The sequence below is a fragment of the Bradyrhizobium sp. U87765 SZCCT0048 genome, from assembly GCF_018131225.1.
Taxonomy (GTDB): Bacteria; Pseudomonadota; Alphaproteobacteria; order Rhizobiales; family Xanthobacteraceae; genus Bradyrhizobium_A.
In genome coordinates this window covers 144,078-156,407 of record NZ_JAFCMM010000004.1, presented here as the reverse complement: position 1 = coordinate 156,407, position 12,330 = coordinate 144,078, and the positions used below count along the sequence as shown (strand labels likewise).

At 67.3% G+C, this 12,330-nt stretch carries 13 protein-coding genes; 7 read left to right on the top strand and 6 right to left on the bottom strand.

All coding sequences use genetic code 11. The annotated features are described in order from the left end of the window. Nucleotides 1–298 precede the first annotated feature (298 nt). Nucleotides 299–520 (top strand): hypothetical protein, encoded by a 222-nt coding sequence (locus JQ639_RS23485; protein WP_211967718.1) that lies wholly within the window; start codon nucleotides 299–301, stop codon nucleotides 518–520. Between the two features lie 39 nt (nucleotides 521–559). On the opposite strand, the gene JQ639_RS23480 is transcribed toward JQ639_RS23485, so the two are convergent. From JQ639_RS23480 to mtgA, 3 genes are all read right to left on the bottom strand, one after another. Continuing rightward, nucleotides 560–1,204, bottom strand: a complete 645-nt coding sequence (locus JQ639_RS23480) for a hypothetical protein (protein WP_371745145.1) — start codon at nucleotides 1,202–1,204, stop codon at nucleotides 560–562. Between the two features lie 164 nt (nucleotides 1,205–1,368). After that, entirely contained in the window at nucleotides 1,369–1,554 is a 186-nt protein-coding gene (gene rpmF, locus JQ639_RS23475) for a 50S ribosomal protein L32 (RefSeq protein WP_211967719.1), read from the bottom strand. Nucleotides 1,555–1,728: 174 nt separating this feature from the next. Continuing rightward, nucleotides 1,729–2,406 (bottom strand): monofunctional biosynthetic peptidoglycan transglycosylase, encoded by a 678-nt coding sequence (gene mtgA, locus JQ639_RS23470; protein ID WP_211967721.1) that lies wholly within the window; start codon nucleotides 2,404–2,406, stop codon nucleotides 1,729–1,731. Nucleotides 2,407–2,672: 266 nt separating this feature from the next. Here mtgA and JQ639_RS23465 point away from each other — a divergent pair, with 266 nt between their 5' ends. Genes JQ639_RS23465 through JQ639_RS23455 form a run of 3 tightly spaced genes read left to right on the top strand, consistent with a single transcriptional unit; the run spans nucleotide 2,673 to nucleotide 5,918 of the window. Next, on the top strand, nucleotides 2,673–3,596 hold the full coding sequence (locus tag JQ639_RS23465) for a polyprenyl synthetase family protein (protein ID WP_211967723.1): 924 nt from the start codon (nucleotides 2,673–2,675) through the stop codon (nucleotides 3,594–3,596). A gap of 20 nt (nucleotides 3,597–3,616) precedes the next feature. Then, nucleotides 3,617–4,297 (top strand): DUF1345 domain-containing protein, encoded by a 681-nt coding sequence (locus JQ639_RS23460; RefSeq protein ID WP_211967725.1) that lies wholly within the window; start codon nucleotides 3,617–3,619, stop codon nucleotides 4,295–4,297. Nucleotides 4,298–4,310: 13 nt separating this feature from the next. Beyond that, nucleotides 4,311–5,918 carry a Na+/H+ antiporter gene (locus JQ639_RS23455; protein WP_211967727.1) on the top strand — a complete coding sequence of 536 codons (1,608 nt, stop codon included), beginning with the start codon at nucleotides 4,311–4,313 and terminating at the stop codon, nucleotides 5,916–5,918. 452 nt (nucleotides 5,919–6,370) lie between these two features. On the opposite strand, the gene ispG is transcribed toward JQ639_RS23455, so the two are convergent. From ispG to JQ639_RS23440, 3 genes are read right to left on the bottom strand one after another with little or no spacing between them, the layout of a single operon-like run. Continuing rightward, nucleotides 6,371–7,645: a flavodoxin-dependent (E)-4-hydroxy-3-methylbut-2-enyl-diphosphate synthase gene (ispG, locus tag JQ639_RS23450; RefSeq protein ID WP_211967728.1), complete on the bottom strand. Its 1,275-nt coding sequence runs from the start codon at nucleotides 7,643–7,645 to the stop codon at nucleotides 6,371–6,373. A 12-nt stretch (nucleotides 7,646–7,657) separates the two neighbouring features. Then, complete coding sequence (locus tag JQ639_RS23445; protein WP_211967729.1) at nucleotides 7,658–8,599, bottom strand: DMT family transporter; 942 nt, start codon at nucleotides 8,597–8,599, stop codon at nucleotides 7,658–7,660. A 34-nt stretch (nucleotides 8,600–8,633) separates the two neighbouring features. Further along, complete coding sequence (locus tag JQ639_RS23440; protein WP_211967968.1) at nucleotides 8,634–9,122, bottom strand: Fur family transcriptional regulator; 489 nt, start codon at nucleotides 9,120–9,122, stop codon at nucleotides 8,634–8,636. 226 nt (nucleotides 9,123–9,348) lie between these two features. Between JQ639_RS23440 and JQ639_RS23435 the strand changes: the two genes are divergently transcribed. The 3 genes from JQ639_RS23435 (at nucleotide 9,349) to JQ639_RS23425 (ending at nucleotide 12,309) form a co-directional block, all read left to right on the top strand. Further along, on the top strand, nucleotides 9,349–10,458 hold the full coding sequence (locus JQ639_RS23435; RefSeq protein WP_211967731.1) for a patatin-like phospholipase family protein: 1,110 nt from the start codon (nucleotides 9,349–9,351) through the stop codon (nucleotides 10,456–10,458). A 236-nt stretch (nucleotides 10,459–10,694) separates the two neighbouring features. Then, nucleotides 10,695–11,168 (top strand): MarR family winged helix-turn-helix transcriptional regulator, encoded by a 474-nt coding sequence (locus JQ639_RS23430; RefSeq protein ID WP_211967733.1) that lies wholly within the window; start codon nucleotides 10,695–10,697, stop codon nucleotides 11,166–11,168. Beyond that, complete coding sequence (locus JQ639_RS23425; RefSeq protein ID WP_211967735.1) at nucleotides 11,161–12,309, top strand: HlyD family secretion protein; 1,149 nt, start codon at nucleotides 11,161–11,163, stop codon at nucleotides 12,307–12,309. The genes JQ639_RS23430 and JQ639_RS23425 overlap by 8 nt, the downstream gene beginning before the upstream one ends. Nucleotides 12,310–12,330: the final 21 nt, after the last annotated feature.

Here is a 12,330-nt window from a genome sequence, read left to right as displayed (position 1 = left end):
TGAAGCAGCCGCTTTCAAGATCGCCTCGTTTCGGGACATGGGCGGATGATTCGCCCCGCTCAGGATAATGTCTCTTAACCACCAGACTATGCCGAGTTCCTAAAGAACTTAAGAATTGTCGGACCCTGCCGGACCGGTAGCCACGTGCCGGCCAGGGTCCGGCACGCGCCTTGCGATGACGGTGTGGAAAGGGACCTCGTGTCCCGAAACGAGACACCGTCAGGGCGCCGCCATGTTCAACGATGAAGCAGACGATGCAGACATCGCCCCGGATCGGGCCACGCGCGGGACCGCGCTGGTGCCGCTTGTCTCGCCGGCCGAGAGCACGGCGCCACGGCCGCGCGTCCGCCCCAACTCCGGCTTTGTCGCCCAGCTGATCGCGACGGCGGCCCATGCGCCGCAGACCCGCAACCTGTGCCGGGCAAGCCCCGAGGATGCGCAGGCGAGCTACCGGGCAGTCGCCCGCCGCGCACAACCGCAGCAGGCCGCGCGCGCAACGGGCGCAGCCCGCGTCGCCTGAAGCCTGCGCGTCATCGCGAAGACAGGGATTGAGAAGGGGTCAGCGACCCGGCTGGTCGAGCGGCGGAGCGCCAGGCTGCAGGCCCGGCGACGGCGTCACGCCGGGCGCGGCCTGCGAAGGCCGTGCGGGCTCGATGGTCGCCATCGGCGGCGGCAGCTCGGCATCACGCCTGGGTTCCGACGCGGGCACGGGTGCAGGCACTGGCGCAGGTACGGGTGCAGGTGCGATAGCCGCCTTTGGCGGCTCGGGGGCCGGCGCAACAGGTGCGGGCTCCGCGGCGACGCTCGGCGCCGCCACGACCGCGCGGCGACGGTTCTCGCGCCGCAGGCGCAGCGACACGCCGGCGAGGAAATCCACCAGCGTCAGCACGGTCAGCAGGAAAAAGACGGAGGTCGCGAACTGCGGCAGCAGCAGGAATTCGGCCACGGCGCCGCCGAGCACCAGCAGCGCCAGGAAGTGGTCGGTGAAGTACTTGCCGCCGGGCCGCGCCGCCTTGATGACTTCGAACAGCAGCAACAGCATGCCGAGCGCGACCAGGATGTCGCCGAAGGTCACCTTCCAGGCGGCCTGCGACATCAACGTCACGGTAATCAGGGGATCGGTGAACGACACCCCCGGCATCAGGAAGACGATGATGTTGACGATGGCGAGCGGAATCAGCAGCAGCGGGAAACCGACCAGCATCGGCAAGGCCTTCCTCTACAGGGACGTCGGCGACCGGCGTGCCCCGCGCGCCTTCAATCTCGATTTCGAAGCCATTGCATCGGCTGCCCCCGGCCCATCGTGGACGACAGGAGGCCGCCGATCGAGCCGCGCCGCGGGAGCGGCGCAGCCGTCAGGTCCGCCGATCAGGCGTCCTTCTTCGGCTTCAGGACCTGGCGGCCCTTGTACATGCCGGTCTTCAGGTCGAGGTGGTGCGGACGGCGCAGCTCGCCCGAGTCCTTGTCCTCGACATAGGTCGGGGACTTGATGGCGTCGGCGGAGCGACGCATGCCACGCCGCGAGGGCGAAGTTTTTCTGCGGGGAACGGCCATTCGAGAGGTCCTTCAGGTGATCGTTCGAGCCATCGGCGCTCGCTCGCCCCTTTCGAGGCGGCTCGGCGGCGCCGCCGGCGCGAGCTCAAAATTCGGATTAAGGCCGGGCTTATAGAGGATGGGGGACGGCAAATCTAGGGGGCGAATGGCCTGATTTTCCTGAAAGACGCCCCTTCATGACGCCCGGCCGCGGACGAGGCAACCCTGCGGCCCCTCCGACTGAGCCCGTGCGACATAGCGCCCGGCCAGGCGACGCACCCCCGGACCCGGGTTCCGGGCGCTGCGGGCCACCGGATTGGGCAGGATGGCGGCCATCAGGGCCGCTTCCCGGGGGGACAGCGCCGACGGCGGCCGGCCAAAGGCATAGTCCGCCCCTGCCGCGATCCCGAACCGGCCGTCCGGTCCCCATTCGGCGATGTTGAGATAGATTTCCATGATCCGACGCTTGGGCAGCACCCAGTCGATCCACAGCGCCAGCGGCAGCTCCAGGCCCTTGCGGATGACGCTGCGGCCGGGCCACAGGAACAGATTCTTGGCGACCTGCTGGGTGATGGTGGAGCCGCCTCGCGTGGCCTCCCCCTCCTGGGCGTCTTCGATGACCTCATGGAGGGCGCCCCAGTCGATCCCGTGATGGCTGCAGAACTTGGCGTCCTCCGAGGCGATCACGGTGCGCGCCAGCACCGGCGCGATGTCCTCGATATCGACCCAGGTGCGCGTCACCGGCGCCCCCGTGAGATTGCGCCACATCATCAGGGTGGAAACCGGCTGGCCTGCACCGTAGGTCAGCACCAGCACGTAGGGCACCGCCACAACGATAACCACGATCAGGAGAAGGCTGCGGACAAGGCGCAAGGGCTGTGCTACCGGCTCACGGACATTGCGATACGCGATCGTGGCGGCCCAAGGGCCTGTTCAGGGAACCCGCTTCTTCGAGCCGGGTTCCAGCGAACGGTTCCGGCCAGCCTGTTGCGGCCCGCAAAAGCCCTCAAGCCCGGCCCTGCCCCTGCATATCCCGGATCGGCCTCGCGCTCCAGCAAGCGGCGCGGCAGGCGCTCCGGAATTGACGGAGCGGTGGCCATGACCGATTGTCGCATCGCATTTTTCTGGAGTTTTTCTGAATGACCCTCGCTTCCCCGCAGGATTTTGCCAGGCGGCTCGACAAAACAGCCGAAGATACCGAAACCCTGCTCGGCCAGATCCTGTCAGACGACGTGCTGGAGAACGAGATCGCCCGCCCGCAGCGCCTGATCGAGGCGATGCGCTATGGCAGCCTCAACGGCGGCAAGCGGCTGCGTCCGTTCCTGGTGGTGGAGAGCGCGGCGCTGTTCGACGTGCCGCGCGCCGGCGCGCTGCTCGCCGGCGCCGCTCTCGAGGCGATCCATTGCTACTCGCTGGTCCACGACGACCTGCCGGCGATGGACAACAGCGACCTGCGCCGCGGCCGCCCGACCACCCACAAGCTCTACGACGACGCCACGGCGATCCTCGCCGGTGACGCCCTGCTCACCATCGCCTTCGACATCAGCACACGGGACGAAGTCCATGCCGATCCCGCGGTCCGACTGAGGCTGACACGCGCGCTCGCCCGCGCCGCCGGCGTCGGCGGCATGGCCGGCGGCCAGATGCTCGACCTCGCCGGCGAAGGCCGCTTCGGCGACAAGGCCGAGCCCGACGTCGCCCGCCTGCAGCAGATGAAGACCGGCGCCCTGCTGCGCTTCGGCTGCCAGGCCGGGGCGATCCTCGGCCGCGCCTCCGACACCCAGTACAAGGCGCTCGACGATTACGGACGCGCGTTCGGCGAGGCCTTCCAGATCGCCGACGACCTGCTCGACGTCGAGGGCGACGCCGCCGCGCTCGGCAAGCCGGCCGGCCAGGATGCAGCCCTCGGCAAGGCGACCTTCGTCACCAAGCTGGGCCTCGACGGCGCCAAGGCACGGCTGCGCGATCTGCTCGCCGTCGCCGACAAGGCGCTGGCGCCGTTCGGCGAGCGGGCCGACGTGCTGCGCGCCGCGGCGCGCTTCGTGGCCGAACGCAAGAACTGACCCGCCGGCGGGGTGTGCGGATGGTGGCCCAGGACGACCACGACCGCCGCCTGAAGCGGCTTCTCGGCCTGCCGCGGCCGCTGCGCATCGTGCTGGCGCGGCCGCGCTTCTTCCTCTCCGTCGCGGTCGGCATCATCGCACTGGCGGTGATGCCGGCGATGCTGCGGCCGCCGACACGGCTGCTGCTCGCCTGGGACATCGCCAGCGCGCTGTATCTGCTGCTCGCCTTTACCACCGTGATGACGACGGGCGTCGCCCAGATCCGCCGCCGCGCGGCGCTGCAGGACGATGGCCGTTTCGCCGTGCTGGTGCTGACGTCGGTCGCCGCCTTCGCCACCCTCGGCGCGATCCTGTCCGAGCTCGCACCCGCCCATCGCTGGCCCTATGCGCCGGCCCTCGCAGCGGCCACCATCGTGCTGTCCTGGGCGGTGATCCACACCACCTTCGCCCTGCACTACGCCCACGAATTCTATCGTGGCGACCGCGTCGGCGGGCTCGCCTTTCCCGGCGACGAGAAAGAACCGGACTACTGGGACTTCGTCTATTTCTCGTTCGTGATCGGCATGACCGCCCAGGTCTCCGATGTCGGCATCACCGACCGCATCATCCGCCGCACCGCCACCGCGCATGGCGTCGTCTCCTTCATTTTCAACACCGCCCTGCTGGCGCTCACGGTCAATATCGCCGCGAGCGCGTTGTGACGGGAGCATCGCCATGACCGAAAACTTCCTGATCGTCCTGCTGCTGCTCACCGCCATGGCTGCCACCGCCGCGATGGCGCGCCGGTTCGAGCTGACGCCGGCGCTGGCGTTCCTGGCGATCGGCATCGCGCTCGCTTTCATTCCCGGCATGCCGCACATCGAGCTCGAGCCGAAGGTGGTGCTGCTGATCGTGCTGCCGCCGCTGATCTACTACGCCGGCGTGTCGATGAGCTGGCGCGAGTTCAAATCCAACCTGCGGCCGATCGCCCTGCTCGCGATCGGTTGCGTGATCTTCACCACCTGCGCGGTCACCGCCGGCGCGCACTTCGTGCTCGGCCTGCCGTGGAGCCTCGGCTTCGTGCTCGGCGCCATCGTGTCGCCGCCGGACGTCGTCGCGCCGCTGGCGATCGCGCGCCGCCTGCACTTGCCGCACCGCATCCTGGTGATCCTCGAAGGCGAAGGCCTCGCCAACGACGCCACCGCGCTGATCCTCTATCGCTTCGCGGTGCTGGCGGTCGGCACCGGCAGCTTCTCGCTCGGCAAGGCCACCGGCGCGTTCGTCGCCATCGTCGCCTGCGAAGTGTTCTTCGGCATCGCGGTCGGCTGGCTCAGCCTGCGGCTGCGGCAATGGGCCCATGACGAGCGCGTCGAGATCTCGCTGTCGCTGCTGACGCCGTATCTCGCCTACTGGGTGCCGGAGCATCTCGGCGGCTCCGGCGTCATCGCCACCGTCGCCGCCGGCCTCTATGTCAGCTGGAACGGACCGCTGCTGATTTCCGCGGCCACCCGCCTGCAGGGCATCTTCTTCTGGGATTTCGTCATCTGGCTCATCGAAGGCTTCCTGTTCCTGCTGATGGGCTTCCAGATGCGGCTGCTGATGGAAAACTCCAAGGTCGTGCCGCTGCACGACGTGGTGACGGCGATCGCCCTGACGTCCGCGATCGTGATCGCGGCACGCTTCATCTGGGTGTTTCCCGGCACCTATCTGACGCGGGCGATGAGCCGGCGGCTGCGCGAGCGCGATCCGCCGCCGCCATGGCGCTCGACCATCGTCATCAGCTTTACCGGCATCCGCGGCGTGGTGTCGCTCGCCGTCGCCCTGGCGTTGCCGCTGACCTTGCCGAACGGCGACGCCTTCCCCCACCGCGACCTGATCCTGTTCGCGAGCTTCGGCGTGATCTTCGTGACGCTGGTTGGCATCGGCCTGACCTTGCCGCTGCTGGTCAGGCTGCTCGGCCTGTCGAAGCATGGCGTGATGGAGGCCCGCCACGAGCGCGAGGCCGAGATCGCGGCGCGGCGCGAGATCCTGCAGTCGGCGCGGCAGTCGCTGGAGGACATCACCGCCAGCCGCGAGCTGTCGCCGAGCCTCGTCGGCTTCCTCGAGGCCCGCCACGACACCCGCACCCGCGCCATTCCCGAGCCGCCCGCCGAGGGCACCCAGTACACCCCCGCGACCCTCGGCGCGCCTATCGTGCGCGAGCTGATCACCGCCGAACGCAAGTTCCTGCACGGGCTGCTGCGCGAGGGCAAGATCACAGACGAGACGCGGCGGCGCATCGAACGCGATCTCGATCTCGAGGAAGCCGTGGTCAACAACCGCGAGCGCAACACGCCGTTGTGAGGGCCGCGGCGGGCGGCCGGCGCGACGGCAGTGCATTCGGCGCCGGCCACACCCACCGCGTCATTGCCGGGCGAAGACCCGGCAATCCAGCTTGCTCGTGACTTAACGTGGCTTCTTTAAAGCTGGATCGCCGGGTCTCGAGGCTTCGCGTCGGCCCGGTGATGACGCAGAAAAACATGGAAGCGCAGTGTGTCCCAGACAGCAGCTGAAATGAGGGCTGCATTTTCGGTCGGCCTCTTAGAGGCTGCAACTACCGACCGCAAGGTTCGTCGTCGCCGGGCAGCGCGATCCGTCTTTAACCGATCGCTAGGACTAAGGTCTCCCGGCGACCCCGGCAAGGAGGGCAGTGCGTCCCTAAGCGAGATGGCCGGGACAAGCCCGGCCATGACAGAGAAAGACGGAAAGCGCTGCCATGCGTCCGCACCGTGTCGACGGCGTCGACGCCGCAGCCGCTATTCGGCCGCGGTCTGGCCGGTGACGCCGTAGCGGCGCTCGATATAGTCCATCACCATGACCTTGAAGTCGGCCGCGATGGTCGGGCCGCGCAGGGTGGTGAACTTCTTGCCGTCGACGAACACCGGCGCCGCCGGGGTCTCGCCGGTGCCCGGCAGGGAGATGCCGATGTCGGCATGCTTGGATTCGCCGGGACCGTTGACGATGCAGCCCATCACCGCGACGTTGAGCGTCTCGACGCCGGGATAGCGCGTCTTCCAGTTCGGCATCTCGTCGCGGATGAAGTCCTGGATGTCGCGCGCCAGTTCCTGGAACACGGTGGAGGTGGTGCGGCCGCAGCCCGGGCAGGCCGCGACCAGCGGCACGAACGTACGGAAGCCCATGGTCTGCAGGATCTCCTGCGCGACCTGCACCTCGAGCGTGCGGTCGCCGCCCGGCTCCGGCGTCAGCGACACGCGGATGGTGTCGCCGATGCCCGACTGCAGCAGCACGCTGAGCGCCGCCGCGGATGCGACGATGCCCTTCGAGCCCATGCCGGCTTCGGTGAGGCCGAGATGGATGGCGTAGTCCGAACGGGAGGCGAGATCGCGGTAGACCGCGATCAGGTCCTGCACCGCCGACACCTTGGCCGACAGGATGATGCGGTTCTTGGCGAGGCCGATCTCCTCGGCGCGCTTCGCCGACAGCAGCGCCGACTGCACCATCGCCTCGCGGGTGACGGCGCGGGCCTCGCGCGGGTTCGACGACGCGGCGTTCTCTTCCATCAGCCGCGTCAGCAGCTCCTGGTCGAGCGAACCCCAGTTGGCGCCGATGCGCACGGCCTTGCCATGCTTGATCGCCATTTCGACGATGGCGCTGAACTGGGTATCGCGCTTGTCCTTGAAGCCGACATTGCCGGGATTGATGCGGTACTTGTCGAGCGCCTCGGCGCAGGCCGGATGATCGGCGAGCAGCTTGTGGCCGATGTAGTGGAAGTCGCCAACCAGCGGCACCTTGATGCCGCGCTTGTCCAGCGCCTCGCGGATATGGGGAACCGCCGCCGCCGCCTCGTCGCGGTCGACGGTGATGCGGACCAGCTCGGAGCCGGCGCGGGCGAGCGCCGCGACCTGGGCCACCGTGCCCGCCACGTCTGCCGTATCGGTGTTGGTCATCGACTGGACCACGATCGGCGCGCCGCCGCCGACGGTCACCCCGCCGACCTTGACTGCGGTGGTCTTGTGCCGCGGCGCAGGGCCGGCGACGTCGATTTCTGACGGGTTTTCGAGCTTGCTCATGGGCCTCAAATATCAGGTTTTTGTGACAGACAGCAACGGATCAACCACCGGCGGTGAGGGGCGGTTGACGAGAATAAGTCCGACCAGGACGAGCGCGGACGCGCCGGCGAAGGCGAGCGTCATCGGGTCGTGCATCACGAAATAGCCGGCCGCGACCCCGAACAGCGGGGTGATGAATGTGAAAGCCGACAATTTGCTGGCGGAATAGGTCCGCACCAGCATGAACCATAGCAGGAAGGTCAGGCCGACCACCCAAAACGTCTGATAACACAAGGAGATAAGCGCCGTCGCCCCCGGCAGCGCGGTCATCCGTTCCCCAAACGCCAGCGACGACAGGCCGAGGATCGGCACCGACACGGCCAGCTGATAGGCCAGGGTCTTCTCGGCCGGCACCCGCAGCAGCGGCGAGAGCTTCACCACGATGGTGGTGGCGGCCCACAGAATGCCGCCGATCACGATCAGGCCGTCGCCCAGCAGCACCTTCTGGTCGACCCCGACCTGCGGCACGCCGATGGCCAGCGCGACGCCGGCGAACGACAGCGCGAGGCCGCCCCACTGCGCCGGTCCGAGCCGCTCGCCGAGCAGCCGGAACGAGCCGAATGCCACGACGAACGGCGCGACATAGAGGAACACGACCGCGCGGGTGGCGCTGGTCCACACCAGGCCGCGATAGATCACCACGAATTCGAGACCGAACAGCAGGCCCGCCAGCAGGCCGGCCTTCAGCGTGCCATCGCGCACGAAGATGTTCACGCCACGCAGCCGCGCGATCACCAGCACGACGATCAGCCCGCCGATCGAGCGCATCGTCGCCATCATCAGCGGCGGAATGTCCGGCAGGGCGAGCTTCACCGCGATCTGGTTGAAGCCCCAGCTCAGGCACAGCATCAGCATCACGGCGACGGCGCCGAGGGTCAGCGGACGGCCCGCTGCGGATGACGTTTGCGCTGACATGGGAACCTGTTGTGCCGGGCGATCGACGCCGTTGTTATGTTGTTGTCTGGCAATGCACGCATGTGCCGGTGATTTCGACGACGGACAGCTTGGGCGAAAAGCCCGTGCCGCGCGCCGCCTCGTTGATCGCATGGGCGATCGGAGCGGCCGGGATTTCACCGACCGAACCGCAGCGGTCGCAGATCAGGAACGCGACCATCGCGATATCGTCGTGGTTGTGGGCGCAGGCGAGGAACGCGTTGCGGCTCTCGATGCGATGAACGAGGCCGTTCTCCATCAGGAAGTCGAGCGCGCGGTAGACCGTGATCGGCGCCGGCCGCGCGATGACCTTGGCGAGTTCGTCGATGATCTCGTAGGCGCCGAGCGGACGGTGGCTGGACAGCAGCGCCTGCAGCACATGGCGGCGGATCGGCGTGAACTTCTGGCCGCGCCCTTCGCAGACCTTCTCGGCGTGACGCAGCGCATCCGCCGCACAACGGCCATGGTCGTGATCGGGCGTCGGAAAGACCGGCGCGGTCGGCATCGGCTTGGTCGGCGTCATCATCGAACCATTTAATCGCTCCCGCGCGATTCCGCTCGGTTTTTCGGCATCAAGTTCCCGCAAACGGGCCATGCATCAATTTTTTGCAATGCAATATTTTTCATTGCAACGCAACAAAAAGCCCCCAAATCTGGGACAGACTGAACGCCGTCGCCTGCGGGGCCGACGCATCGCGAAACGTATCTTTCATCGACAGCGAGCCAGCTCCTTGGTCACCAATCTCAAATCCTATCTCGACGGTCTGACGAACTGGACCCGGCGCGCCAGCGAGCGCGCGCCGCGCCCGACGGCCAAGAAGATCAATCTCGCGCTGCAGGGCGGCGGTGCCCACGGGGCTTTTACATGGGGAGTGGTCGACCATTTGCTAGCCGACGGCCGGCTGGAGATCACCGGCATCTCCGGCGCCTCGGCGGGCGCGGTCAACGCGGTGCTGCTGGCTGACGGGCTCGCCCGCGGCGATGCCGACGAGGCCCGCAAGAAGCTCGCAGATTTCTGGCGCGCCGCCAGCGTCGGCGGCAGCCTGCCGCCGGTGCAGCGCGCGGTCACCGACCGCATGCTGTCGCTGATGCCGTTCGCGACCACGCCGATCCAGAACTGGTTCGAGGCGATGGCGCACTACTTCTCGCCCTACGACCTCAACCCGCTCAACATCAATCCGCTCGGCGACCTGATCGCGCGTTCGGTCGATTTCGACGCGGTGCGCAACAGCGATATCGAACTGTTCATCTCGGCGACCAACGTCCATACCGGGCGGCTGCGCATGTTCTCCCGTGACAAGATCACCGCCGACGTGGTGATGGCGTCCGCGGCGCTGCCCTTCATGTTCCGCGCCGTCGAGATCGACGGCATCCCCTACTGGGACGGCGGCTACATGGGCAATCCGGCGATCTTCCCGTTCCTGCAGGCGACGGAGGCCGAGGACGTGCTGGTGGTGCAGATCAATCCCGTGAGCCGGCCGACGACGCCGCGCACCTCCTCGGAGATCCTCAACCGCCTCAACGAGATCACCTTCAACTCGGCGCTGATCTCGGAGCTGCGCAGCATGGACTTCGTCAATCAGCTGATCGACGACGGCCACCTGCCGCGCGGCACCGGCAAGAACCAGTACCGCCGGCTCAACATCCACCGCATCGACCTCGGCGGGCTCGGCAGCCGCCTCGCGGGGTCGAGCAAGCTCAAGACCGATTACGACTTCCTGGAGCTGCTGCACCGCGCCGGCCAGCGCGCCGCCCGCCGGTTCCTCGACCAGCATTTCGACGCCATCGGCCAGACCAGCACCCTCGACCTCGCGGCCGAGGCCGGCGTCGAATGGGACTGAGCGCTCGAGCGCGTTCAGTTTTGATGGAATCGCGAACGCGCTCGAGCATTTTGTTTTGACGCGCTTTCTTCACGCGAGCCGGTGCCCACTTCGCTCGAAAACGCTCTAATAGACTGATCCCAAATTCATTTTTCGTTAGCCATGCGGCCTGCTCAGAGGCCCTCGGCGCAAAAGATGCTCGCCGAATTTATAAGCAAGCTTATTATATCCCAAGCTTAGGAGCTTGGCCCCGGCCCATGCCGAAGAACAATCTCGATTTCCTGTTCGCGCTGTTCGAAACCCAGCGGATGCTGCGGCTCTATGCCGACAAGCTCGCGACGCGGTACGGCATCACGCGCGCCCAGTGGGCAGTGCTCGCCAAGCTCGAACGGACCGAGGGCCTCAAGCAGTCCGAGCTCGCCGACCTCATGGAGATGCAGCCGATCACGCTGACGCGGCTGATCGACCGGCTCTGCGACAACGACCTGATCGAGCGGCGTGCCGACATGAGCGACCGCCGCGTCAACCGCCTCTATCTGCGCCCGGCCGCGCGCCCGCTGCTCGAAAAGCTCGCGGAGCTGCGCGCCGAAATCACCGAGACCGCGCTCGGCCGCATGACCACGGCCGAAGCCGAGGGGCTCGTGGCGCAGCTCGAACTCATCAAGGACAACGTGCGCGACGCCCTGCAGAACGTGGGCGACGCCAAGGCAAAGGCTCAACGCTATGGCTGACCCTGTTCTGAAATTCCCGCCCGACGAGACGCGGCCGGACAAGCCCGAAGCGGCGCGCAGGGGCTGGCGCCAGCGCATCGTCGACAATCGCCGCGTCCTGCTGCTGGTGGTGCTGCCCGTGATCGCCGTGGTCGCGGGCGTGCTGTTCTATCTGTCGGGCGGCCGCTACGCGACCACCGACGACGCCTATGTCGGCGCCCAGAAGGTGCTGATCACGCCGGACATCTCCGGCAAGATCGACAAGGTGGTGGTGCGCGAAGGCCAGCATGTGAAGGCCGGCGACGACCTGTTCGAGATCGACCCGGTGCCGTTTCGCCTCGCCCTGCAGCAGGCGCAGGCCGCGCTCGAGACCGCGAAAACCACCTACAACAACCTCAAATCGAACGTGCAGTCGTACACGCAGATGCTCGACCTCGCCAGGCAGGGCGTCGAGCTGAAGCAGCGCGACGTCGAGCGCAAGAACACGCTCGCCAGGAGCAACTTCGGCTCGCAGCTCGATCTCGACACCGCCACCACCAACCTCGTGGTGGCGCGGGCGCAGCTCGAACTGCTGCAACAGCAGCTGTCGACGTCGATGAACCAGTTGCTCAACAACCCCGACCTGCCGCTCGACCAGTTCCCGTCCTACCGCCAGGCCCAGGCCGCGCTCGGCGAAGCCCAGCGCAACCTCGATCACACCGTGCTGCGCGCGCCGATCGACGGCGTCGCCACCCAGGTCGACAGCATCCAGCTCGGCCGCTTCATTCCCGCCGGAACGCCGGTGTTCAGCGTCATCGACGATGCCCGCCCGTGGGTCGATGCCAATCTCAAGGAATCCGATTTCACTTATGTCGGCGTCGGCCAGCCGGTGACGCTGAGCGTCGACGCCTTCCCCGACCATAGCTTTCAGGGCACCGTCGGCTCGCTCAGCCCGGGCACCGGCGCGCAGTTCGCGATCCTGCCGCCGCAGAACGCCACCGGCAACTTCGTCAAGGTGGTGCAGCGCGTGCCGGTGCGCATCTACTTCGACTACAACGACAAGATGGTGCGCAAGCTCAAGGCGGGCATGAGCACCTATGTCTGGATCGATACCGGGCACCGCCGGTCGCTCGCCGGCCTGCTTGGTCTCTCCTCCGCGGCCGCGCAGGAGAACGACCGGTGACCGCCGCCGCCACCTCCTCGG

Excerpts from the sequence above, each read along its gene's own strand:
- JQ639_RS23480 (WP_371745145.1), bottom strand. The coding sequence starts at position 1,204 with ATGCTGGTCGGTTTCCCGCTGCTGCTGATTCCGCTCGCCATCGTCAAC.
- rpmF (WP_211967719.1), bottom strand. The coding sequence starts at position 1,554 with ATGGCCGTTCCCCGCAGAAAAACTTCGCCCTCGCGGCGTGGCATGCGT.
- JQ639_RS23465 (WP_211967723.1), top strand. The coding sequence starts at position 2,673 with ATGACCCTCGCTTCCCCGCAGGATTTTGCCAGGCGGCTCGACAAAACA.
- JQ639_RS23460 (WP_211967725.1), top strand. The coding sequence starts at position 3,617 with ATGGTGGCCCAGGACGACCACGACCGCCGCCTGAAGCGGCTTCTCGGC.
- JQ639_RS23455 (WP_211967727.1), top strand. The coding sequence starts at position 4,311 with ATGACCGAAAACTTCCTGATCGTCCTGCTGCTGCTCACCGCCATGGCT.
- ispG (WP_211967728.1), bottom strand. The coding sequence starts at position 7,645 with ATGAGCAAGCTCGAAAACCCGTCAGAAATCGACGTCGCCGGCCCTGCG.
- JQ639_RS23445 (WP_211967729.1), bottom strand. The coding sequence starts at position 8,599 with ATGTCAGCGCAAACGTCATCCGCAGCGGGCCGTCCGCTGACCCTCGGC.
- JQ639_RS23440 (WP_211967968.1), bottom strand. The coding sequence starts at position 9,122 with ATGCCGACCGCGCCGGTCTTTCCGACGCCCGATCACGACCATGGCCGT.
- JQ639_RS23430 (WP_211967733.1), top strand. The coding sequence starts at position 10,695 with ATGCCGAAGAACAATCTCGATTTCCTGTTCGCGCTGTTCGAAACCCAG.
- JQ639_RS23425 (WP_211967735.1), top strand. The coding sequence starts at position 11,161 with ATGGCTGACCCTGTTCTGAAATTCCCGCCCGACGAGACGCGGCCGGAC.